At 69.4% G+C, this 23,546-nt stretch carries 19 protein-coding genes, 1 tRNA gene and 1 pseudogene; 5 read left to right on the top strand and 16 right to left on the bottom strand.

Annotated features, from left to right (window positions below; translation table 11 throughout):
- Positions 1 to 184: 184 nt before the first annotated feature.
- The 10 genes from rpoC to ACE101_RS04460 form a co-directional block, all read right to left on the bottom strand.
- Positions 185 to 4,387, bottom strand: a complete 4,203-nt coding sequence (rpoC, locus tag ACE101_RS04505) for a DNA-directed RNA polymerase subunit beta' (protein ID WP_379126362.1) — start codon at positions 4,385 to 4,387, stop codon at positions 185 to 187.
- 175 nt (positions 4,388 to 4,562) lie between these two features.
- The gene (rpoB, locus tag ACE101_RS04500; RefSeq protein ID WP_379126361.1) at positions 4,563 to 8,687 is read right to left on the bottom strand and encodes a DNA-directed RNA polymerase subunit beta; all 4,125 of its coding nucleotides are present in this window, start codon (positions 8,685 to 8,687) and stop codon (positions 4,563 to 4,565) included.
- A 294-nt stretch (positions 8,688 to 8,981) separates the two neighbouring features.
- Positions 8,982 to 9,362, bottom strand: a complete 381-nt coding sequence (gene rplL, locus ACE101_RS04495) for a 50S ribosomal protein L7/L12 (protein WP_379126360.1) — start codon at positions 9,360 to 9,362, stop codon at positions 8,982 to 8,984.
- A 54-nt stretch (positions 9,363 to 9,416) separates the two neighbouring features.
- Positions 9,417 to 9,944: a 50S ribosomal protein L10 gene (gene rplJ, locus ACE101_RS04490; protein WP_379126359.1), complete on the bottom strand. Its 528-nt coding sequence runs from the start codon at positions 9,942 to 9,944 to the stop codon at positions 9,417 to 9,419.
- 524 nt (positions 9,945 to 10,468) lie between these two features.
- Entirely contained in the window at positions 10,469 to 12,097 is a 1,629-nt protein-coding gene (locus tag ACE101_RS04485; RefSeq protein ID WP_379126358.1) for a B12-binding domain-containing radical SAM protein, read from the bottom strand.
- 146 nt (positions 12,098 to 12,243) lie between these two features.
- Positions 12,244 to 12,951, bottom strand: a complete 708-nt coding sequence (rplA, locus tag ACE101_RS04480; protein ID WP_379126357.1) for a 50S ribosomal protein L1 — start codon at positions 12,949 to 12,951, stop codon at positions 12,244 to 12,246.
- A 10-nt stretch (positions 12,952 to 12,961) separates the two neighbouring features.
- Complete coding sequence (gene rplK / locus ACE101_RS04475) at positions 12,962 to 13,411, bottom strand: 50S ribosomal protein L11 (RefSeq protein ID WP_379126356.1); 450 nt, start codon at positions 13,409 to 13,411, stop codon at positions 12,962 to 12,964.
- A gap of 230 nt (positions 13,412 to 13,641) precedes the next feature.
- On the bottom strand, positions 13,642 to 14,175 hold the full coding sequence (gene nusG, locus ACE101_RS04470) for a transcription termination/antitermination protein NusG (protein WP_379126355.1): 534 nt from the start codon (positions 14,173 to 14,175) through the stop codon (positions 13,642 to 13,644).
- 34 nt (positions 14,176 to 14,209) lie between these two features.
- Complete coding sequence (gene secE, locus ACE101_RS04465) at positions 14,210 to 14,515, bottom strand: preprotein translocase subunit SecE (protein ID WP_379126354.1); 306 nt, start codon at positions 14,513 to 14,515, stop codon at positions 14,210 to 14,212.
- A gap of 217 nt (positions 14,516 to 14,732) precedes the next feature.
- Positions 14,733 to 14,809, bottom strand: a tRNA-Trp gene (locus tag ACE101_RS04460).
- A 392-nt stretch (positions 14,810 to 15,201) separates the two neighbouring features.
- Here ACE101_RS04460 and ACE101_RS04455 point away from each other — a divergent pair.
- Positions 15,202 to 15,371 (top strand): annotated as a pseudogene (locus tag ACE101_RS04455) (methyl-accepting chemotaxis protein); the annotation flags it as partial.
- Between the two features lie 228 nt (positions 15,372 to 15,599).
- Here ACE101_RS04455 and tuf read toward each other — a convergent pair.
- Positions 15,600 to 16,790 (bottom strand): elongation factor Tu, encoded by a 1,191-nt coding sequence (gene tuf / locus ACE101_RS04450; protein ID WP_379126353.1) that lies wholly within the window; start codon positions 16,788 to 16,790, stop codon positions 15,600 to 15,602.
- Between the two features lie 169 nt (positions 16,791 to 16,959).
- Between tuf and ACE101_RS04445 the strand changes: the two genes are divergently transcribed.
- Genes ACE101_RS04445 through ACE101_RS04435 form a run of 3 tightly spaced genes read left to right on the top strand, consistent with a single transcriptional unit; the run spans position 16,960 to position 18,254 of the window.
- The gene (locus tag ACE101_RS04445) at positions 16,960 to 17,241 is read left to right on the top strand and encodes an acylphosphatase (protein ID WP_379126352.1); all 282 of its coding nucleotides are present in this window, start codon (positions 16,960 to 16,962) and stop codon (positions 17,239 to 17,241) included.
- Positions 17,242 to 17,254: 13 nt separating this feature from the next.
- Positions 17,255 to 17,944, top strand: a complete 690-nt coding sequence (locus ACE101_RS04440; protein WP_379126350.1) for a DUF599 domain-containing protein — start codon at positions 17,255 to 17,257, stop codon at positions 17,942 to 17,944.
- On the top strand, positions 17,934 to 18,254 hold the full coding sequence (locus ACE101_RS04435; protein WP_379126349.1) for a DUF3253 domain-containing protein: 321 nt from the start codon (positions 17,934 to 17,936) through the stop codon (positions 18,252 to 18,254). Before ACE101_RS04440 ends, ACE101_RS04435 begins: the two co-directional genes overlap by 11 nt.
- A 31-nt stretch (positions 18,255 to 18,285) precedes the next feature.
- Here the strand turns inward: ACE101_RS04435 and ACE101_RS04430 are convergent, their stop codons facing one another.
- From ACE101_RS04430 to epmA, 4 genes are all read right to left on the bottom strand, one after another.
- On the bottom strand, positions 18,286 to 18,990 hold the full coding sequence (locus ACE101_RS04430; protein WP_379126348.1) for a ribonuclease activity regulator RraA: 705 nt from the start codon (positions 18,988 to 18,990) through the stop codon (positions 18,286 to 18,288).
- Positions 18,991 to 19,091: 101 nt separating this feature from the next.
- Positions 19,092 to 19,712, bottom strand: coding sequence for a glutathione S-transferase family protein (locus ACE101_RS04425; RefSeq protein WP_379126347.1), 621 nt, complete (start codon positions 19,710 to 19,712; stop codon positions 19,092 to 19,094).
- Complete coding sequence (locus ACE101_RS04420) at positions 19,688 to 20,758, bottom strand: lysine-2,3-aminomutase-like protein (RefSeq protein ID WP_379126346.1); 1,071 nt, start codon at positions 20,756 to 20,758, stop codon at positions 19,688 to 19,690. The genes ACE101_RS04425 and ACE101_RS04420 overlap by 25 nt, the downstream gene beginning before the upstream one ends.
- Entirely contained in the window at positions 20,755 to 21,807 is a 1,053-nt protein-coding gene (gene epmA / locus ACE101_RS04415) for an EF-P lysine aminoacylase EpmA (protein WP_379126345.1), read from the bottom strand. The genes ACE101_RS04420 and epmA overlap by 4 nt, the downstream gene beginning before the upstream one ends.
- A gap of 128 nt (positions 21,808 to 21,935) precedes the next feature.
- Here epmA and efp point away from each other — a divergent pair, with 128 nt between their 5' ends.
- Positions 21,936 to 22,502, top strand: a complete 567-nt coding sequence (efp, locus tag ACE101_RS04410; RefSeq protein WP_379126344.1) for an elongation factor P — start codon at positions 21,936 to 21,938, stop codon at positions 22,500 to 22,502.
- A gap of 10 nt (positions 22,503 to 22,512) precedes the next feature.
- On the opposite strand, the gene ACE101_RS04405 is transcribed toward efp, so the two are convergent.
- Complete coding sequence (locus ACE101_RS04405; RefSeq protein WP_379138474.1) at positions 22,513 to 23,508, bottom strand: acetyltransferase domain-containing protein; 996 nt, start codon at positions 23,506 to 23,508, stop codon at positions 22,513 to 22,515.
- Between the last annotated feature and the right edge of the window lie 38 nt (positions 23,509 to 23,546).

Raw genomic sequence — 23,546 nt, 5'->3', positions numbered from 1 at the left:
GGTCCGGACCCTGTCAAGCGTTAATGGCCGGTTTCGGGAGCAACCGCTCACAGGATCCCCGTGGGCGGGCCCTGGCGGCGGCGGCCGGGCGCGCACGGGGCGGACGCCGCCTGAAAAGCGAGAGGGCCGGCGCCACCTCTCGGCGGCGCCGGCCCTCTCATGATGTCGGCGGAACTCCCCTCGCCTACTCGGCGGCGGGCAGTTCCTGAAGCGCCGCGCCGCTCTCGGCGGTCTTCTGGGCCATGATCAGGTCGTCGCGGCGACGCGCGATCGACTTGATGTCGGCGATCATCGCACCGGTGCCCGCCGGGATGAGCGAGCCGACGATGACGTTCTCCTTCAGGCCCTCGAGGGTGTCGACCTTGCCGTTGACCGCCGCCTCGGTGAGGACGCGGGTGGTCTCCTGGAACGAGGCCGCCGAGATGAAGGAGCGGGTCTGCAGCGAGGCCTTGGTGATGCCGAGGAGGACGGGAACGCCCTGCACCGGCTTCTTGCCCTCGCTGATCAGCTGCTCGTTGATGTCGGCCAGCTCGGTCCGGTCGATCTGGTCGCCGGTGAGGATCTCCGAATCGCCGCTATCGGTGATCTCCACCTTCTGCAGCATCTGCCGGACGATGACCTCGATGTGCTTGTCGTTGATCGACACGCCCTGCAGCCGGTAGACCTCCTGGATCTCGTTCACGAGGTAGGCGGCGAGTTCCTCGACGCCCTTGATGGCCAGGATGTCGTGCGGCGCCGGGTTGCCGTCGACGATGAAGTCGCCGATCTCGACCACGTCCCCATCCTGCAGGTGGATGTGCTTGCCCTTGGGGATCAGGTACTCGACCGGCTCCGACCCGTCGTGCGGGGTCAGCGACAGGCGGCGCTTGTTCTTGTAGTCGCGCCCGAAGGCGATCGTGCCCGACTTCTCGGCGATGATCGCCGCGTCCTTCGGACGACGCGCCTCGAACAGCTCCGCCACCCGCGGCAAACCGCCGGTGATGTCGCGGGTCTTGGCGCTCTCCGTCGAGACGCGGGCCAGGATGTCGCCGGCCTTGACCCGGGAGCCCGGATCCACGCCGATGATCGCGTCCACGGGCAGCAGGGCACGGGCGTCGGAGCCGCGGGGCAGCTTCTGCACCTTGCCGTTGTGATCGTGGATCGCGAGCGCCGGACGCAGGTCCGCCGTGCGCGCCGAGCCCCGCCAGTCGATGACGACGCGCTTGGCGATGCCGGTCGACTCGTCGGTGGTCTCGGTGATCGACTGGCCGTCGATCAGGTCCTCGTAGGCGACGATGCCGTCCACCTCGGTCAGGATCGGCCGGGTGTAGGGATCCCACTCGGCGATGCGCTGGCCGCGCTTGATGGTGTCGCCCTCGTCGACCTTCACGCGGGCCCCGTATTGCAGGCGGTGGACCGCCCGCTCGGTGCCGTCCGGCCCGACGATGACCACCGCCACGTTGCGGCCGATGGCGACGAGATCGCCGTCCGAGTTGCGGGCGAGACCGCGGTTGCGGATCCTCACCGTGCCCTCGAAGCTCGACTCGATGAAGGACGAGTCCGCGATCTGGGCCGCACCGCCGATGTGGAAGGTGCGCATCGTGAGCTGCGTGCCCGGCTCGCCGATCGACTGCGCCGCGATGACGCCGACCGCCTCGCCCTGGTTGACGGGCGTGCCGCGGGCGAGGTCGCGCCCGTAGCAGGTGGCGCAGACGCCGTTCTTCGTGGCGCAGACCAGCACGGAGCGGATCTTCACCTCCTGGATGCCGGCCTTGTTGATGGCGTCCAGATGGCGCTCCTCGATCATCTGGCCCTTCGGCACGATGATCGACCCGTCCTGCGCGATCAGATCCTCCGCCGTGGCGCGGCCGAGGATGCGGGTCGCGAGCGTCGCCACGACCTGACCGGCGTCGATGATCGCCCGCATGCGGATGCCGTTGTCGGTGCCGCAATCCACCTCGCGGATGACCGCGTCCTGCGCCACGTCGACGAGGCGGCGGGTGAGGTAGCCCGAATTCGCGGTCTTCAGGGCGGTGTCGGCGAGGCCCTTGCGGGCGCCGTGCGTCGAGTTGAAGTACTCGAGCACGTCCAGACCTTCCTTGAAGTTCGAGATGATCGGGCTCTCGATGATCTCGCCCGAGGGCTTGGCCATCAGGCCGCGCATCGCCGCGAGCTGCTTCATCTGCGCCGGCGAGCCACGGGCGCCCGAGTGGCTCATCATGTAGATCGAGTTGACCTGCTTGTCGGCGCCCTTCTCGTCCTTCTGCACCGCCGAGATGCGGTTCATCATCTCGCTGGCGAGCTTGTCCGAGCACTTCGCCCAGGCGTCCACGACCTTGTTGTACTTCTCGCCCTGGGTGATCAGGCCGTCCTGATACTGCTGCTCGTAATCCTTCACGAGCGCGCGGGTCTCGTCGACGATCGACCACTTGTTCTCCGGCACCACCATGTCGTCCTTGCCGAACGAGATGCCGGCGCGGAAGGCGTGGCTGAAGCCCAGGCCCATGATGCGATCGCAGAAGATCACCGACTCCTTCTGACCGCAATGGCGGTAGACGGTGTCGATCATCGCCGAGATCTCCTTCTTGGTCATCAGCTTGTTGACGACGTCGAAGGGAACCTTGCGGTGGCGCGGCAGCACGCTGGAGAGGATCACGCGGCCCGGCGTGGTGTCGTAGGTGCGCGTCACCTCCTCGCCGTCGGGGCCGAGGCCCTTCCAGCGCCACTTGATCTTGGTGTGCAGCGTGATCGCGCGCGAGGCCAGCGCGTGTTCCAGCTCGCCGAAATCGCCGTAGACGCCCTGCATCGGGTTCTTCGGGTTGTTCGGCTTGTACTCGCCCGGCATCCCCTCGGCGACGATCGAGAGGTAGTAGAGGCCGAGCACGATGTCCTGCGAGGGCACGATGATCGGCGCGCCGTTCGCCGGGTGCAGGATGTTGTTGGTCGACATCATCAGCACGCGCGCTTCCAGCTGCGCTTCGAGCGACAGCGGGACGTGCACGGCCATCTGGTCGCCGTCGAAATCCGCGTTGAAGGCGGCGCAGACCAGCGGGTGCAGCTGGATCGCCTTGCCCTCGATCAGCTTCGGCTCGAAGGCCTGGATGCCGAGGCGGTGGAGCGTCGGCGCGCGGTTCAGCATCACCGGGTGCTCGCGGATCACCTCGTCGAGGATGTCCCAGACCTCCGGCTTCTCCTTCTCGACGAGCTTCTTGGCCTGCTTCACCGTGGCGGAGAAGCCCTTGGCGTCGAGGCGCGCGTAGATGAAGGGCTTGAACAGCTCGAGCGCCATCTTCTTCGGCAGCCCGCACTGGTGCAGCTTCAGCTCCGGACCGACCACGATGACCGAGCGGCCCGAATAGTCGACGCGCTTGCCGAGCAGGTTCTGGCGGAACCGGCCCTGCTTGCCCTTCAGCATGTCGGCGAGCGACTTCAGCGGACGCTTGTTGGCGCCCGTGATGACGCGACCGCGGCGGCCGTTGTCGAACAGGGCGTCGACGGCCTCCTGCAGCATCCGCTTCTCGTTGCGGATGATGATGTCCGGCGCGCGCAGCTCGATCAGCCGCTTCAGGCGGTTGTTGCGGTTGATGACGCGGCGGTAGAGGTCGTTGAGGTCCGAGGTCGCGAAGCGACCGCCGTCGAGCGGCACCAGCGGACGCAGGTCCGGCGGGATCACCGGCACGACCGTCAGGATCATCCATTCCGGCTTGTTGCCCGAGAGCTGGAACGCCTCGATGATCTTGAGGCGCTTGAGCAGCTTCTTGGGCTTCAGCTCGGAGGTGGTGGTGGCGATCTCCTCGCGCAGGTCAGCCGCGATCTTCTCCAGGTTGAGGTCCTGGAGGATGCGCCGGATGGCCTCGGCGCCGATCATCGCCGTGAAGCTGTCCTCGCCGTACTCCTCCTGCGCGCGCAGGTACTCCTCCTCCGAAAGCAGCTGACGCTCCTTCAGGGGGGTGAGGCCCGGCTCGATGACGACGTAGGACTCGAAGTAGAGGATGCGCTCCAGGTCCTTGAGCGCCATGTCGAGCAGGAGGCCGATGCGGCTCGGCAGCGACTTCAGGAACCAGATATGGGCGACGGGCGCCGCGAGCTCGATATGGCCCATGCGGTCGCGCCGCACGCGCGCGAGGGTGACCTCGACGCCGCACTTCTCACAGATGACGCCCTTGTACTTCATGCGCTTGTACTTGCCGCACAAGCACTCGTAATCCTTGATCGGCCCGAAGATCCGCGCGCAGAACAGGCCGTCCCGCTCCGGCTTGAAGGTCCGGTAGTTGATCGTCTCGGGCTTCTTGATCTCGCCGTAGGACCAAGACAGGATCTTCTCAGGCGACGAGATCGAGATCTTGATCTGGTCGAAGCTCTGAGGCTGAGCCTGCTGGTTGAAAAGATTCATGACCTCTTGGTTCATGATCATCTCCTTGAAGCCGACGGATCACCCCGATGGGCCGGTGGGGCGAGCGTCGCGCTTGAAATCCGCATGTCGTCGGAGGGCCCGGGCGGGACCTGGGGCCTCGCCGGGGATCGGGGCGGACGCGCGGACGCGGGACGGGTCCCGCGGCGCGTCCGCCCCATGAGGGCAGCCCTTACTCGGCGGCCTCCGGCGGCGCTTCGAGCTGGTCGTTGGCGGCCTTCTTGGAGGAGATCAGCTCGACGTTGAGGCCGAGCGAGCGCATCTCCTTCACGAGCACGTTGAAGCTCTCGGGGATGCCCGCCTCGAAGGTGTCGTCCCCGCGCACGATGGCCTCGTAGACCTTGGTGCGGCCGGCGACGTCGTCCGACTTGACCGTGAGCATCTCCTGCAGCGTGTAGGCCGCCCCGTAGGCTTCGAGGGCCCACACCTCCATCTCGCCGAAGCGCTGACCGCCGAACTGCGCCTTGCCGCCCAGCGGCTGCTGGGTGACGAGGGAGTAGGGGCCGATGGAGCGCGCGTGGATCTTGTCGTCCACGAGGTGGTGCAGCTTCAGCATGTAGATGTAGCCGACCGTGACCTTGCGGTCGAAGGGCTCGCCGGTGCGCCCGTCATAGAGCGTCGACTGACCCGAGCGGTCGAGCCCGGCCATCTCGAGCATCGCCTCGATGTCGGCCTCCTTGGCGCCGTTGAAGACCGGCGTCGCCATCGGCACGCCGCGGCGCAGGTTGTTGCCGACCTCGGCGAGGTCCTGGTCGGACAGACCCTCCAGCTCGGAGGGGCTGTAGATCTGGCTCATCCGGTCGCGCAGCTGCGAGACGTCCTGCGTGCGCAGATAGGCATCGACCGCCTGGCTGACCTGGCGCCCGAGACCCGCGGCCGCCCAGCCCAGATGCGTCTCGAGGATCTGCCCGACATTCATGCGGCTCGGCACGCCGAGGGGGTTGAGCACGATGTCGGCATGGGTGCCGTCCTCCAGGAACGGCATGTCCTCGATCGGCACGATCCGGGAGACCACGCCCTTGTTGCCGTGGCGGCCCGCCATCTTGTCGCCGGGCTGGATCTTGCGCTTCACCGCCACGAAGACCTTGACCATCTTCATGACGCCCGGAGGCAGCTCGTCGCCGCGCTGCAGCTTCTCGACCTTGTCGAGGAAGCGCTGCTCGAGGCGCTTCTTCGACTCGTCGTACTGCTTCTGCATCGCCTCGATCTCGGTCATCAGACGATCGTCGATGACCGCGAACTGCCACCACTGCGAGCGGGGATAGTCCGTGAGGTTCTCGCGGGTGAGGAGCGTGTCCTTCTTGAAGCCCTTCGGGCCGGCGACCGGGGACTGCCCCACCAGCACGTCGGCGAGACGCGCGTAGGTGTTGCGGTCGAGGATCGCCTGCTCGTCGTCCCGGTCCTTGGCGAGGCGCTCGATCTCCTCGCGCTCGATGGCCTGGGCGCGCTCGTCCTTGTCGACGCCGTGCCGGTTGAACACCCGCACCTCGACGATGGTGCCGGTGACGCCCGGGGGCACGCGCAGGGAGGTGTCGCGCACGTCCGAGGCCTTCTCGCCGAAGATGGCGCGGAGCAGCTTCTCCTCCGGCGTCATCGGGCTCTCGCCCTTCGGCGTGATCTTGCCGACCAGGATGTCGCCCGCGTGGACCTCGGCGCCGATATAGACGATGCCGGCCTCGTCGAGGTTCTTGAGCGCCTCCTCCGAGACGTTCGGGATGTCGCGGGTGATCTCCTCCGGCCCGAGCTTGGTGTCGCGGGCCATCACCTCGAATTCCTCGATGTGGATCGAGGTGAACACGTCATCCTTCACGATCCGCTCGGAGAGCAGGATCGAGTCCTCGAAGTTGTAGCCGTTCCACGGCATGAACGCGACGAGCACGTTGCGGCCGAGCGCCAGCTCGCCGAACTCGGTCGAGGGACCGTCGGCGATGATGTCGCCCTTCTTCACCTGCTCGCCCACCCGGACCAGCGGCTTCTGCGTGATGCAGGTCGACTGGTTCGAGCGCTGGAACTTCTGCAGCCGGTAGATGTCGACGCCGGGCTTGGTCGGGTCGGTCTCCTCGGTGGCGCGGATGACGATACGGGTGGCGTCCACCTGATCGATGATGCCGGCCCGGCGCGCCGCGATGGCGGCACCCGAATCGCGGGCGACCACCGCCTCCATGCCGGTGCCGACGAAGGGCGCGTCGGCCCGCACGAGCGGCACCGCCTGGCGCTGCATGTTCGAGCCCATGAGCGCGCGGTTGGCGTCGTCGTTCTCGAGGAACGGGATCAGCGCCGCGGCCACCGACACGAGCTGCTTGGGGCTCACGTCCATCAGGTCCACGCGGTCGGGGGCGACCACGATGACCTCACCCGCGCGGCGGCAGACGACGAGATCCTCGGTGAGATGCCGCTCGGCATCCATCGCGGCGCTCGCCTGCGCCACGTAGTACTTCGCCTCCTCCATGGCCGAGAGGTAGACCACCTCGTCGGTCACGACGCCGTTCTTCACCCGGCGGAACGGGCTCTCGATGAAGCCGTACTTGTTCACGCGCGCGAAGGTGGCGAGCGAGTTGATGAGGCCGATATTCGGGCCTTCCGGCGTCTCGATCGGGCAGATGCGGCCGTAATGGGTCGGGTGGACGTCGCGCACCTCGAAGCCCGCGCGCTCGCGGGTCAGACCGCCCGGGCCGAGCGCCGAGAGACGCCGCTTGTGCGTCACCTCGGAGAGCGGGTTGGTCTGGTCCATGAACTGCGAGAGCTGCGACGAGCCGAAGAACTCGCGCACCGCCGCCGCCGCCGGCTTCGCGTTGATGAGGTCCTGCGGCATCACGGTGTCGATGTCGACGGACGACATCCGCTCCTTGATGGCGCGCTCCATGCGCAGGAGGCCCAGACGGTACTGGTTCTCCATCAGTTCGCCGACCGAGCGCACCCGGCGGTTGCCGAGATGGTCGATGTCGTCGATCTCGCCCTTGCCGTCGCGCAGGTCCACCAGCGCCTTGACCACCGCGAGCATGTCCTCGCGGCGCAGGGTCCGCATGGTGTCGGGCGCGTCGAGGTCGAGGCGCATGTTCATCTTCACGCGGCCGACCGCGGAGAGGTCGTAGCGCTCGGCGTCGAAGAACAGCGAGTGGAACATCGCCTCGGCGGTCTCGAGCGTCGGCGGCTCGCCCGGGCGCATCACCCGGTAGATGTCGAACAGCGCACCCTCGCGGGCCGAGTTCTTGTCCACCGCGAGCGTGTTGCGGATGTAGGGCCCGATGTTGATGTGGTCGATGTCGAGCACCGGGATCTCCTCGATCCCGACGTCGCTCAGCGCCTTCAGCAGCTTCTCGCTGATCTCGTCGCCGGCCTCGGCATAGATCTCGCCGGTCTTGTAGTTGACGATGTCCTCGGCGATGTACTGGCCGACCAGATCCTCGTCGGTGGCGCGCAGGGCCTTGGTGCCCTTCTCGGCGATCTGCCGGGCGGCACGGGCGGTCAGCTTCTTGCCGGCCTCCAGCACCACCTCGCCCGATTCCGCGTCGATGAGGTCGGTCGTGGCCTTGAAGCCCTTCAGGCGCTCGGCGTCGTAGGGCACGCGCCAGTCATGCCCGTCGCGCGTGTAGCTGACGCGGTTGTAGAAGGTCGACAGGATCTCCTCGCCGTCGAGCCCGAGGGCGAACAGCAGCGAGGTGACGGGGATTTTCCGCTTCCGGTCGATGCGCGCGTAGACGATGTCCTTGGCGTCGAACTCCACGTCGAGCCAGGAGCCCCGGTAGGGGATGATGCGCGCGGCGAACAGGAGCTTGCCCGAGGAATGGGTCTTGCCCTTGTCGTGGTCGAAGAAGACGCCCGGCGAGCGGTGCATCTGCGAGACGATCACGCGCTCGGTGCCGTTGACGATGAAGGTGCCGTTCTCCGTCATCAAGGGCATGTCGCCCATGTAGACGTCCTGCTCCTTGATGTCCTTGACCGACTTGGCGCCGGTATCCGGATCGACATCGAACACGATGAGGCGCAGCGTGACCTTCAGCGGGGCGGCGAAGGTGATGCCGCGCTGCCGGCACTCGTCGACGTCGTATTTCGGGCCCTCGAACGTGTATTTCACGAATTCGAGCAGCGCGGTCGAGGAGAAGTCGGAGATCGGGAAGACGGACTTGAAGACGGACTGCAAGCCCTCGTCGGGACGCCCGCCCTCGGGTTCGTCCACCATCAGGAACTGGTCGTAGGACGCCTTCTGGACCTCGATGAGGTTCGGCATCTCGGCGACTTCCCGGATCTTGCCGAAGAACTTGCGAATGCGCTTGCGACCGACCAGCGTGTTGGCCATAGGTGACCTCGCTCCTCATCCACCGCTCACGGGGGCCGGAGGGACGCGGGAGCCCCTGCTGGGGACCCTTGCCGCATCGACCTCGCCGGCCGGATCGCCCGCGGCGACCCTCACCCGAACAGAAACATATGGGGATCCATGCCCCGGATCCCGAGGGGGCGTCGGAGCGCCAAGCCCTTCGCCGGAAAACGCTCTAGCCCGCGGGCGCGAGCCCGCGGGCTGGAGGGGCCGCGGCGCGCCGGCACGGAGCCGGCGGCCGCGACGCGGTCCGCGGGCCGGGTGGCCCGCATCGCCTTACTTGAGCTCGACCTTGGCGCCGGCCTTCTCGAGCTGGGCCTTGAGCTTGGCCGCGTCGTCCTTGGAGACACCCTCCTTGACGGGCTTCGGCGCGCCCTCGACGAGGTCCTTGGCCTCCTTGAGGCCGAGGCCGGTGATCGCGCGGACCTCCTTGATGACCTCGATCTTCTTGTCGCCGGCCGAGGCCAGGACGACAGTGAACTCGGTCTGCTCCTCGACCGGCGCGGCGGCAGCGCCACCCGCGGCCGGGCCGGCGGCCACGGCGACGGCGGCGGCGGCCGAGACGCCCCACTTCTCCTCGAGCATCTTCGCGAGCTCGGCGGCCTCGAGGACGGTCAGGGACGACAGGTCGTCGACGAGCTTGGCAAGATCAGCCATTTCCAGTTCCTGCGTGTTGTCGGTTTGAACGATGGGGTTGAAAGCGAAGAGCCGTCAGGCGGCCTCGTCCGTCTTGGCACTGTCGGCATAGGCCCCGAACACGCGGGCGAGCTTGGCAGCCGGCGCGTTGACGACCTGAGCGATCTTGGTCGCGGGAGCCTGCACGAGGCCCACGATCTTGGCGCGCAGTTCGTCCAGGGACGGCAGCGTGGCCAGAGCCTTCACGCCGTCCGGGTTCAGGGCCGTCGCGCCCATGGCGCCGCCGAGGATCACGAGCTTGTCGTTACCCTTGGCGAAATCCACCGCCACCTTCGCGGCCGCGACCGGATCGCTCGAATAGGCGAGCAGGGTCGGACCCTTCAGGAGGGGCTTGATGGAAGCGACGTCCGTGCCATCGAGAGCGATGTTGGCGAGGCGATTCTTCGCGACCTTCACGGTGGCGCCGGCCTGCTTCATCTGCGCGCGCAGCTTCTGCATGTCGGCGACCGTGAGGCCCTTGTAGTGGGCCACGACGACCAGCGAGGTGGTGGAAAACACCCCGTTGAGCGTCGCGACGAGATCAGCTTTTGCTGCTCTGTCCACCGGGCTCTCTCCGGTTGGCGGAACCAGGAGCAGTTCCGCCGGTTGCGGGTGCCGCCCACGCGGTGCCAAGGCCTTCGTTAAGACCGCGGCGGCGCGAGCGACGCTTCACGGCCCTGTCCCCGGCTCGGCGGCGGATGCCGACGCTCCGGGCGAGATGGTTCAAACCGACGCCCGTGCCGCCGCGAGGCGGCCAGGGCGGTGAAACTCGGTCTTCCCCGTCTGTGCAGGCTGGCGGATTAAGCCGGCGGGCCGGCGCCTGCAGTCTCGGACAGGACATGGCCGGACGGGGCGCGAGGAGAGATCCCCTTGTGCCCGCCGGCCACTCGTCACCCGGTTGCCCGGGGACGTCTCGTCAGGCCACGGCCGATCGGCCGAGGCCCGTCAATGGTGTGAAAACGTGGAGCGCGGTCTATAGCGGCGTGCAAACGCCCTGCCAAGTGGCCGAATAGGGATATTCGGTCGCAGGGCACCCCGCCTCGCCCGTGGGGAGAGGATGTCACACGTCCTCCGGAGACGGAAGGGGTTCAGGCCGCCCTTCCCTCCGGCCGCCGCCGTCCCCACCAGCCGCCCCGGGCACCGCGCCGCTCGACCGCCTTCGCGGCGTAGAAGGAGGCGTTGTGCTCGCCGCGCAGGGCCTCGCGGGTGAAGCGGATCAGGTGGTGGGCGACGAAGCCCATGTTGAACACCGCCTCGATCTGCCCGCGCCGCAGGGCGTAGCCCGCCGCCCGCCAGAACGCGCCGCGATAGTCGGAGAGCAGGCCCACCCGCAGCGCGATGTTGAAGCCGAGCACGAGGCCGCGGCGCAGGTTGGCGCGGGTGATCCGCGTCCTCGCCGGCGTCTTGATCCGATGGATGTAGGTCTGGTCGATCTGGTGGCGGAAGCGGTCGAAGAGCTGCTCGGGCGTGTAGGCATGGGCGATGGCCCGGCGCCAGCTCGCCACCACCTCGTCGTGCGGGCGCAGGAAGCGCACGTTCGATTCGAGGCGCGGGTCGTCCACGAGCCGCCCTTCCTTGGCGAGGCGGTCCCACAGGGGCGTGCGCGGCAGCGCCTGCAGCAGGTTCATGGTGAGGACCGGCACCTTCGAGCGGTCGATGAAGGCGATCAGCCGCTCCTCGGATTCCGCCGTGTCGGTGTCGAGGCCGAGGATGATGCCCGAGGTCACCTCCAGCCCGTAGGAATTGAGGGTGGCGATGCCCTCCATCATCGGCACGGCGGCGTTGTGCTGCTTGTCGATGCTCTTGAGGGCGTCGAGTTCCGGCGTCTCGATCCCGACGAACACCGTCATGAAGTTGGCCTGCCGCATCAGCTCGAGGATCTCGGGCTGCTTGGCCATGTTGAGCGTCGCCTCGCAGGCGAACTGGAGCGGGTAGCCGTTCCGCTTCTGCCACTCCACGAGGTGGGGCAGCATCTCCCGCGTGGCCTTGCGGTTGCCGATGAAGTTGTCGTCGACGAAGTAGACCACCGCCGGATGCCCGGGCTGGGCCACGATGGCGTCGAGCTCGGACAGGAGCTGCTCGGGCGTCTTCAGCCGCGGCTGGCGGCCGTAGAGGGCCGGGATGTCGCAGAACTCGCAGCGATAGGGGCAGCCCGAGGAGAATTGCAGGGAGCCGATCAGGTAGCGCTTGAGCGGCACCTGCCCGTAGGCCGGCACCGGGAAGTCGGAGAGGCCGAGGCGGTCCGCCGTCTCCAGCCTCACCTGGGCGGGCGGGCGGCTCGCGTCGGCGTCGAGCCGGCGGATCAGCTCGTCGGTGGCGTCGCCGATCTCGCCGATATGGAGATAGTCGAAGCCCGGATACTGCTCGGGCGAGCCCGACACCGAGGGCCCGCCCAGCACCGCGACCCGGCCGGCCGCGTGGGCGCGCCCGCAGATGTCGCGGATCTGCGCGGCCTGGATGTGCATGCCGGAGACGAACACCGCATCCGCCCAGGCGAAATCCGCCGGCGTCGCGGGGGCGATGTTCTCGTCGATGAAGCGGACCTGCCAGGTCTCCGGCAGGTAGGCGGCGATGAGCAGCAGGCCCTGCGGCGGCATGAACGCCTTGACCCCGCCCATGAGCGGGTAGGCGTGCGAGAAGGTGCCGAAGGACGGCGTGTAGGCGGGAAAGACGCAGAGAACGCGTCGCGAGGAGGAGACCGGGACGGTGCTACGCATGGTGCCATATCTAGCACAGCGCGGCCGGAAGGCGCCCCCGAGAGACCGGATTTCCGCTCACGATCCGCCGACCGCACCGAGCCCAAGCAGAAAGGCCCGCCCCGTTGCCGGGGCGGGCCCTTCAGCATCCCGAAACGGTCGCGGGATCAGGCCGAGGCGGCGGCGAGCACGCTCGCCGGATCGACCTTGATGCCGGGGCCCATCGTCGAGGAGACGGCGATGCGCTGGATGTAGGTGCCCTTGGCGCCCGTGGGCTTGGCCCGGGCCACCGCATCCGCGAAGGCGCGGACGTTCTCGACGATCTTCTGATCCTCGAACGACACCTTGCCGATGCCGGCATGCACGATGCCGGCCTTCTCGACGCGGAACTCGACCGCACCGCCCTTGGCGGCGCCGACCGCGCCCTTCACGTCCATGGTGACGGTGCCGACCTTCGGGTTCGGCATCAGGCCGCGCGGGCCCAGCACCTTACCGAGACGGCCGACGAGCGGCATCATGTCCGGGGTCGCGATGCAGCGGTCGAAGTCGATCGTGCCGCCCTGGATCGTCTCGAGGAGATCCTCGGCGCCCACGATGTCGGCACCCGCCGCCTTGGCCTCGTCGGCCTTGGCGCCGCGGGCGAACACCGCCACCCGCACCGTCCGGCCGGAACCGTTCGGCAGGTTGCAGACGCCGCGGACCATCTGGTCGGCGTGGCGCGGATCGACGCCGAGGTTCATCGAGATCTCGAAGGTCTCGTCGAACTTGGCGGTCGAGCGCTCCTTGATCAGCTTCACCGCGTCGGTGAGCGAGTAGACCTTGGTCGGGTCGATGCCCTCGCGGGCGGCGCGGATGCGCTTGCCTTCACGTGCCATGACGCCCTCCTCAGCCGGTGATCTCGAGACCCATGGCCCGGGCGGAGCCGCGGATCATGGCGACGGCGGAATCGACCGAATCGCAGTTCAGGTCGGGCATCTTCTTCTCGGCGATCTCGCGGATCTGCGCCTCGGTGACCTTGCCGGCGGGCGCGCCCTTGCCGGGGGTCTTCGAGCCGGAGGCCGGCTTCTTGCCGATCTTCATGCCGGCCGCCTTCTTGAGGAAGAACGACACCGGCGGCTGCTTCATCTCGAAGGTGAAGGACCGGTCCTGATACGCGGTGATGATCACCGGGATCGGGGTGCCCTTCTCGATCTGCGCGGTCTTCGCGTTGAAGGCCTTGCAGAATTCCATGATGTTGAGACCGCGCTGACCGAGCGCGGGACCGATCGGCGGCGACGGATTGGCGGCGCCGGCCGGCACCTGAAGCTTCACGTAACCCGTGATCTTCTTCGCCATGGGACTGCTCCCGTTGGTTGCCTCCCCTCCCCGGCGCGTAACCGATGGAGCGTGCGAGGCGGTTGCAGGTCGCGGTGCGGCCCGTGGGTCCCGGCGGCGAACCGGGCGGACCTTCCGCGGGTGAGGCGAATGGCGAGCGGCAAGTGGCGAACGGCCCTCGTGCCCGGCGGACCGATCCGCGGGGCGCGACGACCCTGTTCGCTATTTCCCCTTCGCTATTCGCGTGACGATCAGATCTTCTCGACCTGACCGTATTCGAGTTCGACCGGGGTGGCCCGGCCGAAGATGGAGACCGCCACCTTGAGGCGGGAGCGGCTCTCGTCGACCTCCTCCACGACGCCGTTGAACGACGCGAAGGGACCGTCGGAGACGCGCACGGACTCGCCGACCTCGAAGGAGATCGAGGCCTTCGGGCGCTCGGTGCCTTCCTGCACCTGGCCCTTGATGCGCTCGGCCTCGGCGTCCGGGATCGGCACCGGCTTCGACTTGTCGGCCCCGAGGAAGCCCGTGACCTTCGGGGTGTTCTTGATGAGGTGATAGACCTCGTCCGTGAGGTCGCACTTCACCAGCACGTAGCCCGGGAAGAACTTGCGCTCGGCATCGACCTTGCGGCCGCGGCGGACCTCCACGACCTTCTCGGTCGGGACCATCACCTCGTCGAACTTGTCGAGCAGGCCGCGCTGCGCCGCCTGATCCTTGATCGATTGCGCGACCTTGTTCTCGAAGTTCGAGTAGGCGTGGACGATGTACCAACGCTTCGACACGGCGTCTCTCTCCTCAGACCCCAATTCCCGGGCCTTACGCCCCAATCCCCAGGACGAGGGTCACGAGGTAGCGCAGCACCTGATCGACGACGACGAAGAACAGGCTCGCCACCACCACCATGACGAAGACCATCAGGGTGGTGATCAGGGTCTCCTTGCGGGTCGGCCACGTGACCTTGCGGCCCTCGTCGCGCACCTGCTGCAGGAACTCGAACGGCCCGACGCGCTTCGGGGCCGGCCGAGCGGGCGGCGTCGGCGCTCCGCCGCCGCGGGGCGCGGGCGTGCCGCGGGCCGCATTGCGCCCGAGGTCCACTTTCTTGGTCGCTTCGTTCGATGCCATAATCCGACAAACCGTCGCCGCTCGAAACCAACAGAGGCGCGGAGCCTGGACAACCCCAAGCCCGCGCCGCCGCCCTGTTCGATCTGGGATGGGCGATGCCTCTAACGCAGTTGCGCGGGCTTGTCGATGGCCCTGCACGGCCAGGATGCGCTGTTCTGCAATGGCGGGGGGACGATGCGCGGCGGGCGGGAGCGGCAGGGGTCAGTCCGACGGCCTCTGGCAGGAGTGGAGGGACTCGAACCCCCAACCCCCGGTTTTGGAGACCGGTGCTCTGACCAGTTGAGCTACACTCCTGCGGCGCCGCGGCGCGTCCGCTCCTTAGCCGCAACAGCGGCCTCGATGCAAGCGGAATGTCGTCCCTGGGCGGCACGCCGGCCCGGCGGACCCCGCGGCGCGATCCGGCCGGCATCGCGGCCGGCCCGCGGCTCCGGCGGCATCCTGACATCCGAGATATTGTCATCGTGCCGGCCGCCTCATCGATCCGCGGCAAGTCGATCGCCTGCTTCTCCCTCATGCTCGGACTGATGGCGGTCCTGGCCCGGCTCTCCTACGATCAGATGCCAGGATCGACGACGCGGCGTCGGATCCGCGCACCGTCCGCCTCCCGTCGACGCACGCACTCGGCCAGATCCAGGCCCAACCATGCGGATCCGCGTCAACGGCCGCCGGCCGATCTCCGCCGAGACGCCGGACCCGGCACCGGGGAGGTCACCGCGAACGTCGCCGGGGTCGCCAGCGCGGCCGAGGAGACGGGTGCCGCCGCGCAGGTGCTCGGCGCGGCCTCGAACCTCTCGCGCAGTCGCAGGACCGCGATGCGGACGTCGCACGGTTCCTCGCCTCGATCCGGGCGGCCTGATCCACTCGGGACCATGGCGGCGGCGTGCGACAGCCGCCCCCACAACGAAAACGGAGCGGGTGCAGCATGGCACCCGCTCCGCTCGTCCGATCGGCGGGCCCGGATCGCGTCCGGGCCCGATCGTCTCATACGGCTTCCGCTTCGCTCAGGCATGCGCGGAGCCCTGCTCCGCGCCGCGCGGGCGGTGATCCGGTGTCCGGACGTGATCGCCCGGACACCGGATCAGGCTTACTCGGAGATGGATGCGACGACGCCGGCGCCGACGGTGCGGCCGCCTTCGCGGATGGCGAAGCGCAGCTTCTCCTCCATCGCCACCGGCACGATCAGCGTCACGTCCATGGTCACGCTGTCGCCCGGCATCACCATCTCGGTGCCCTCCGGCAGCTGGCACACCCCGGTCACGTCCGTCGTCCGGAAGTAGAACTGCGGACGGTAGTTCGTGAAGAACGGCGTGTGACGCCCGCCCTCTTCCTTCGTCAGGATGTAGGCCTCGGCCTTGAACTTCGTGTGCGGCTTCACCGAACCCGGCTTGCACACCACCTGGCCGCGCTCCACGTCCTCGCGCTTCGTGCCGCGCAGAAGGACGCCCACGTTGTCGCCCGCCTGACCCTGGTCAAGCAGCTTGCGGAACATCTCGACGCCCGTCACCGTCGTCTTCGTGGTCGGACGGATGCCGACGATCTCGACCTCCTCGCCCACCTTGATGATCCCGCGCTCCACGCGCCCCGTCACCACCGTGCCGCGGCCCGAAATCGAGAACACGTCCTCGATCGGCATCAGGAACGGCAGGTCGATCGGACGCTCCGGCTGCGGGATGTAGGCGTCCACCGTCTTCATCAGCTCGAGGATCGCGTCGTGCCCGATCTTCGGCTCCCGGTTCTCCAGAGCGCACAGTGCCGACCCCTTGGTGATCGGGATGTCGTCCCCCGGGAAGTCGTACTTCGACAGAAGCTCGCGCACCTCAAGCTCGACCAGATCCAGAAGCTCCGGATCGTCCACCATGTCGACCTTGTTCATGAACACGACCAGCGCCGGAACGCCGACCTGCCGCGCCAGAAGGATGTGCTCGCGCGTCTGCGGCATCGGGCCGTCCGCCGCCGACACAACCAGGATCGCGCCGTCCATCTGCGCCGCACCCGTGATCATGTTCTTCACGTAGTCCGCGTGACCAGGGCAGTCCACGTGCGCGTAGTGACGGTTCGGCGTCTCGTACTCCACGTGCGCCGTCGAGATCGTGATCCCGCGCGCCTTCTCCTCCGGGGCCTTGTCAATCTGGTCGTAGGCCGTGAACGTCGCACCGCCCGCTTCCGCAAGCACCTTCGTGATCGCCGCCGTCAGGGACGTCTTCCCATGGTCAACGTGACCGATCGTGCCAATGTTGCAGTGCGGCTTCGTCCGCGAAAACTTTTCCTTGGCCATATCCCTCACCTGCGGCAAGCCCGCCCACGACGTCACGGGCCGGGCGGAAGGCGCGGCCCGCTTAGAGGGTTAGCGGCCCCGGATCAAGTCCACCCTGCGGCGGCGCGCGTTCTCAGGCGGTCGGCGGCATGCTACCTGCCCGCATCATAAGAAGGGGGGAGCGCGAGCCGTGGCAGCAGAGCGAACCGTCAGGGCCGTGGTCGAGGGCCGCGTGCAGGGCGTGGGCTTCCGGGCCTGGACCCGCGGGGAGGCCCGGCGGCTGGGCCTGAACGGATCGGTGCGCAACCGGCCCGACGGCCGCGTCGAGGCGATCCTGTCCGGCCCCTCCGCATCGGTGGAGGCGATGGTCGCGGCCCTGCATCGCGGCCCCGCCGGAGCACGGGTCATGGCGGTCGCGGTCGAGCCCGCCGCGGAGACGCCGCCCGGCGGCTTCGTCATCCTGCGCGGCTGAGGCCGCGCGACCCGTGGGCGATTTCTCCCTCCTCGACCTCGCGGCGGTGGCGGTCTTCCTCACCGCCTGGATCGGCTACAGCGTCGCGGTCGAGCGGCTCTCCGGCAGCGGCGGCAGCCTCAACCGGATGATGAACCGCTACCGGCACGCCTGGGCCGAGCAGCTCGAACTGCGCGAGAACCGGGTGGTCGACACCACCATCAACGCCTCGCTGCAGAACGGCACCGCCTTCTTCGCCTCGACCTCGCTGATCGCGCTCGGCAGCGTGCTGACGCTGACGCGCTCGGCCGACGACGTGCTGACGCTGTTCGGCACCCTGCCCTTCGGCACGCAGACCACCCGCACCACCTGGGAGTTCAAGGTGGCGGGGCTGGCGCTGCTCTTCGTCTACGCCTTCTTCAAGTTCGCCTGGGCCTACCGGCTGTTCAACTACGGCGCCATACTCATCGGCGCGGTGCCGCCGCGCGGCAGCGACGAGGAGACGATCCGCCGCGCCGCCCGCCGGGCCGCGCGCATGAACGTGGTGGCGGGCGCCCATTTCAACCGGGGCCAGCGGGCATGGTTCTTCGCGCTGGCCTATCTCGGCTGGTTCGTCAGCCCCTACGTGCTGTTCGTCACCACCCTCGCGGTGGTCTATGTGATGTGGCAGCGCCAATTCGCCTCGGAGGCGTGCCGCGCCCTGCAGGAACCCGATGACGACTGAGAAACCCGCCGACGCGACGATCGCCGAGACCCTGCTCCGGCTCGTGGAGACCCGCGGCCCCGACAAGAGCGTCTGCCCCTCGGAGGTGGCCCGCGCGCTCGGAGGCCCGCACCCGGACGGCTGGAGCCCCCTGATGCAGCCGGTCCGCCGGGAGGCGGTGCGGCTGATGAAGGAGGGGCGGGTCGCGATCCTGCGCAAGGGGCGCGTGGTTCCCGATCCGGACGATTTCCGCGGCGTCTACCGCCTGACGCTGCCGCGCCGAGCCGCCTCCGCCGAGGCGGATGCCGGGACCGGGGACGAGGAGCCGTGACCGTTCGAGCGAACGGTCACGGCCTCGACCGCTACTTCGCGGCCGTTTCGGCCTCGTAGCGGGCCTTGGTCTCGGCATTCGGCGGGTAGAGGCCGGGCAGCGCGACGCCCTTCTCGACCTCGCGCATGATCCAGAGTTCGAGCCGCTCCTGCTCGACCGCGGCCAACGCCACCTCCTGCGCGATGGCGGCCGGGATCACCACGGCGCCGTCCCCGTCCGCCACGACGATGTCGTCGGGGAACACCGCGACGCCGCCGCAGCCGATCGGCTGGTTCCAGCCCACGAAGGTGAGGCCGGCGACCGAGGCCGGGGCCGCCACGCCCGAGCACCAGACCGGCAGGCCGGTGCCGGCCACGCCCTCGCCGTCGCGCATCACGCCGTCGGTGACCAGGGCCGCGACGCCCCGCTTCTGCATGCGCGCGGCGAGGATGTCGCCGAAGATGCCCGCATCGGTCACGCCCATCGCGTCGACGACCGCGATGCAGCCCTCCGGCATCGCCTCGATGGCGCCGCGGGTCGAGGTCGGGCTCGACCAGGATTCCGGCGTGGCGAGGTCCTCGCGGGCGGGCACGAAGCGCAGGGTGAAGGCCGGCCCGACCACGCGCTTGCCCGCCGCGAAGCGCGGCTGGGTTCCGCGCATCCAGCAGCGCCGGATGCCCTTCTTGAGGAGCACCGTGGTGAGGGTCGCGGTGGTGACGGCCTGCAGCGCGTCGATCAGCGTCTTGTCGAGAGGCATGGCGGGGTCCTGATGGGAGAAAAGGCTCCGCCGCCCGCCTTAGCGGATGAGAACTTCCCGCAGAAGGGCCGATGGATCCGCGGCGGGCCCGGCCGGCGCGCTCAGGTGATCGGCGTGACCAGCACCTTGGCCGCGGCCGGCCGGGACGCGATGCGCGCATACCAGGCCTGCAGGTGCGGCCGGGGTTCGTGAGGTACCGCGAGGTGCAGCCAGCGATGGGTCGCGCAGCCGAGCGCGATGTCGGCGAGGCTGAAGGCGTCGCCCACCGCGAAGGCGCGTCCCGCCAGATGCGCGTCGAGGACCGCCGCCGCCGCCTCGCTCGCCGCGACCGAACGGGCGATGACGGCCTCGTCGCGCCGCTCCGCGGGCGTGCGCACGGTCTGCCAGAAGGCGTCCCGCATGGCGGGGGTGAAGGCGGTGGCCTGCCAGTCGAGCCACTGATCGACGAGGCCCCGCGCCCGCGTCTCCTCCGGCCGCAGCCGTCCGCCCCCGTGCGCCTCGGCGAGGTAGCGCAGGATCGCGTTCGATTCCCACAGGACGTAGCCGTCCTCTTCGAGGACCGGCACCAGCCCGTTCGGGTTGAGGGCGAGATAGGCCGGCTCGCGCACGATCCCGAAGGCGCCGCCCGCCTCGACCCGCTCGTAGGCGAGGCCCAGCTCCTCCAGCCCCCAGACGGCCTTCTGCACGTTGACGGAACTCAGGCGTCCCCAGAGTCTGCGCATCGCTCCCCTCCCTCCGGCGGATAGGCGTGCTCGCGCCCATCCGGATCGGTCACGGTCCAGCCCGCGCCCCGCGGCGCGAGGTAGCCCGGCCCCACCGGCACCTTGCCGTGCCCGCCGGGAATGTCGAGGACGTAGGTGGGCTGGGCGAGGCCCGAGAGGCGCCCGCGCAGGCCGCGCATCAACGCCTGCCCCTCCGCGAGGCCGGTGCGGAAATGCGCGGTCCCCGGGGCGAGGTCGCCGTGATGCAGGTAATAGGGCTTCACCCGGTTCTCGACGAAGCTCCGCATCAGGAGCGCCAGCGTCTCGGGATCGTCGTTGATCCCCCGCAGCAGCACCGATTGCGAGACCATCGGGATGCCCGCATCGACGAGCCGCGCGAGGGCGGCGCGGGCGGCCGGCGTGAATTCCCGCGGATGATTGGCGTGGAGCGCAACGAACACCGCCCGGCCGAACGCCTTCAGGGCGGCGACCAGGCCTGCATCCACCCGGGCCGGATCGACCACCGGCACCCGGGTGTGGACGCGCAGGACCCGGACATGGTCCATCTCCCGCAGCGCCGCCGCGATCCGCTCCAGGCGCCGGGGCGCCAGCAGGAAGGGATCGCCTCCGGTGATCACCACCTCCCAGATCGCCGGGCGCGCCGCGATGTAGGCGAGCGCCGCGTCGAGCCCCGCCTCGTCGAGGGAGCCCAGCCCCTCGGGGCCCACCACCTCGCGGCGGAAGCAGAAGCGGCAATAGACCGGGCAGACATGCAGAGGCTTGAGGAGCACCCGGTCCGGATAGCGGTGGACGATGCCCGGCAGCGGCGCATGCGCCCCGTCGCCGATCGGGTCCGCCCGCTCCTCCGGGGCCGTTTCCAGTTCCTCGGCGTCCGGCAGGAACTGGCGGCCGATCCCGTCCTCCGGCGTCTCGATCAGCTCGGCCATGTCGGGCGTGACCGCGACGGCGTAGCGCGCCGCCACCCGCTCCAGCGCCGGGAGGGTCTCCGCCGCCACCAGCCCGGCCGCCGCAAGGCCCGCAGGATCGCGCAGGGTCCGCCGGCTCACCGCGATCCCCCCGCGACGGGGGTCCAGATCACCTCCTCGATCCGGCGGGCCCCCGTCGCCAGCATCACGAGGCGGTCGAAGCCCAGCGCGATGCCGCTCGCCTCCGGCATCTGGGCGAGCGCGGCCAGGAAATCCTCGTCGAGGGGATAGCGCTCGCCGTAGACGCGCTCCTTCTCGTCCATCTCGGCGAGGAAGCGGCGGCGCTGCTCGTCCGCGTCGGTGAGTTCGCCGAAGCCGTTGGCGAGCTCGACCCCGCAGGCATAGAGCTCGAACCGCTCCGCCACCCGCGGATCGTCCGGGCTCGGCCGCGCCAGCGCCGCCTCGGGCACCGGATACTCGCACAGGATCGTCGCCCGCCCCTGCCCGAGTTCCGGCTCGACCCGCTCCACGAGGACGCGGCTGAACAGGTCCGCCCAGGTGTCGTCGGGGGCGGTGCGGAGGCCGGCCGCCGTCACCGCGGCGTGGAGCGCCTCCCGGTCCGTGGCCCCGTCCGCCGCCACGGTGGCGAGGAGATCGATGCCGGCGAAGCGCGCGAAGGCCTCCGCCACGCCGAGCCGCTCGGGCTCGGCGAAGGGATCCGCCTCGCGGTCGCGGAAGCGGAACCGGTTCGTGCCGGCGGTCTCGGCGGCGAGCGCGAGGAGCGCCGCGCAATCGCCCATCAGCGCGCCGTAGGGCTCGCCGGCCCGGTACCACTCCACCATCGTGAATTCCGGATGGTGCAGCGGCCCGCGCTCCCGGTTGCGGTAGACGGGCGCGAGACTGACGATCCGCCGCTCGCCGGCGGCCAGGAGCTTCTTGCAGGCGAATTCCGGCGAGGTGTGGAGGTAGAGCGGCATGCCCCGCCCGTCCGGCCCGATCGCCCGGGTGGCGAAGGCGGCGAGATGCGCCTCGTTGCCGGGGGAGACCTGGAGGGCGGCGGTCTCGACCTCGACGAAGCCGCGATCGGTAAACCACGCGCGCAGGGCCGCCTTGATGCGGTTGCGGGCGAGCAGGCGGGGACGGCGGTCGGCGTGGACGTGGGGCGTCCACCAGGGCGAGGCGGTGGTCATGGTCGAACCGGTCGCGACTGGCGGTCGCGCGTCAGATGCGATAGGGCGGGCGCTCGGGCACCCCGAGCCGGCAGCGGCTTGCGGGACGCCGACCGATTCTGTCAACGCTCGCTCTTAGGACCCGCCCCGTGAAGGTGATCGCCAGCTCGCTTCGCAAAGGCAACGTCGTCGAGAAGGACGGCCGCCTCTATGTGATCCTCTCCGCCGAGAACATCCACCCCGGCAAGGGCACCCCGGTGACCCAGCTCGACATGCGCCGCATCACCGACGGCGTGAAGGTGTCGGAGCGCTACCGCACCACCGAGCAGGTCGAGCGTGCCTTCGTGGAGGACCGGGAGCACACCTTCCTGTACGCGGACGGCGAGGGCTTCCACTTCATGAACCCCGAATCCTACGAGCAGGTCGCGGTGCCGGAGGACGTGATCGGCGACCAAGCCGCCTACCTGCAGGAAGGCATGGCGGTGATGCTCTCGCTGCACAACGGCACGCCGCTCGCCATCGAGCTGCCGCAGCGCGTGACCCTCGAGATCACCGATACCGAGCCGGTGACCAAGGGCCAGACCGCGTCGTCCTCCTACAAGCCCGCCACGCTCTCGAACGGCGTGCGCACCCTGGTGCCGCCCCACATCACCACGGGCACCCGCGTCGTCATCATGACGGCGGACGGCTCCTACGTGGAGCGCGCCAAGGACTGAGCGCCACCGCTCACTCGGACGCCTGCATGAAGCAGGCCTGGGAGAGCGTGACGGCCCGGGCGCGCTCTTCGCCGGAGAGCGTGCCCCGGCCGGCGGCCTGCCACAGCCCCTCCCCGCGCAGGCGCTCCAGCAGGCACTCCGCCGCCGCGCGGCAGCGCTCCGGCGCGCCGCCCGCCACCGCGCAGGTCTGCGCGTAATCCTGCCGGAAGCTCGCCTCCCCGGCCCGCGGATGCGGCCCGGTCACCGCCACCACCCCGGAGAACAGCCCGAGCAGCACCGGCTGGTGGACGAGATAGACCGCGAGGCTGTGCCGCCCGGCCCCCGCCAGGATCCGGCCGCCGCGGGACGCGGGCCGCCACGATCCGAGCCGGGACCGTGCCAGGCGCGGCAGCCCGAGGCGGCCGGCGCAGATTCCGGCGAGCACGCAGCCGAACCAGGGGAAGAGCGGCACGTAGTCGTTCGTGACCGGAACCGTCCGGCCGAGCCCGAGCGCCAGCAGGGCCGGTGCGTCGAGGAAATCCGGCGCCGCATCGCGCCACGCCAGGACGGTGGGTGCCGCGAGCACCGCGAGGGCCGCCATCGCCACGAGCGCGACCGGCATCCGCAAGGCCGGCAGGGCGAGGAGGCTCGACACGGCGATGCAGTGCAGGATGCCGAAGAAGATCCAGCTCTCCGGGAAGGCGACCCGCGTGGCGAGCGAGATCGCCGCGGCGGCGAGCCCGATGCGGGCGAGCCGTGTGAGGTACGGCCGCGGCCGGAAGGCCCCACCCTGCGCCAGCACGAGGCTCACCCCGACGAGGGCGAGGAAGCTGCCGGCGATGCCGTGCGCCGCCGCCCGGCCGAGGGGCGTGAGCGCCGCATTCTCCGGCGTCAGTCGCAGAAAGCCGAGATCCCAGGTGCCATGGTAGAGCGCCATGGCGGCGAGGGCTGCGCCGCGCGCCGCATCGATCACCGCGAGCCGGCCGGCGGGGGACGGCGCGGCGAGGCGGCGCGGCAGGGCCGCCACGGCGGAGAACGCCGCGAAAGCGGCTCCGCTCAGGCCGC

This window comes from Methylobacterium carpenticola (assembly GCF_042748905.1).
In the GTDB taxonomy this organism is placed as follows: domain Bacteria; phylum Pseudomonadota; class Alphaproteobacteria; order Rhizobiales; family Beijerinckiaceae; genus Methylobacterium; species Methylobacterium carpenticola.
The sequence above is the reverse complement of the archived record's forward strand: the minus strand, read 5'-3'. Positions and strand labels throughout refer to the sequence as shown.

Coding starts and splice junctions, on each gene's coding strand:
- tuf (WP_379126353.1), bottom strand. CDS start 16,790: ATGGCCAAGGAAAAGTTTTCGCGGACGAAGCCGCACTGCAACATTGGC.
- ACE101_RS04485 (WP_379126358.1), bottom strand. CDS start 12,097: ATGCGTAGCACCGTCCCGGTCTCCTCCTCGCGACGCGTTCTCTGCGTC.
- ACE101_RS04425 (WP_379126347.1), bottom strand. CDS start 19,712: ATGCGCAGACTCTGGGGACGCCTGAGTTCCGTCAACGTGCAGAAGGCC.
- rpoC (WP_379126362.1), bottom strand. CDS start 4,387: ATGAACCAAGAGGTCATGAATCTTTTCAACCAGCAGGCTCAGCCTCAG.
- rplK (WP_379126356.1), bottom strand. CDS start 13,411: ATGGCGAAGAAGATCACGGGTTACGTGAAGCTTCAGGTGCCGGCCGGC.
- secE (WP_379126354.1), bottom strand. CDS start 14,515: ATGGCATCGAACGAAGCGACCAAGAAAGTGGACCTCGGGCGCAATGCG.
- rpoB (WP_379126361.1), bottom strand. CDS start 8,687: ATGGCCAACACGCTGGTCGGTCGCAAGCGCATTCGCAAGTTCTTCGGC.
- rplL (WP_379126360.1), bottom strand. CDS start 9,362: ATGGCTGATCTTGCCAAGCTCGTCGACGACCTGTCGTCCCTGACCGTC.
- ACE101_RS04435 (WP_379126349.1), top strand. CDS start 17,934: ATGACGACTGAGAAACCCGCCGACGCGACGATCGCCGAGACCCTGCTC.
- epmA (WP_379126345.1), bottom strand. CDS start 21,807: ATGACCACCGCCTCGCCCTGGTGGACGCCCCACGTCCACGCCGACCGC.
- ACE101_RS04430 (WP_379126348.1), bottom strand. CDS start 18,990: ATGCCTCTCGACAAGACGCTGATCGACGCGCTGCAGGCCGTCACCACC.
- rplA (WP_379126357.1), bottom strand. CDS start 12,951: ATGGCACGTGAAGGCAAGCGCATCCGCGCCGCCCGCGAGGGCATCGAC.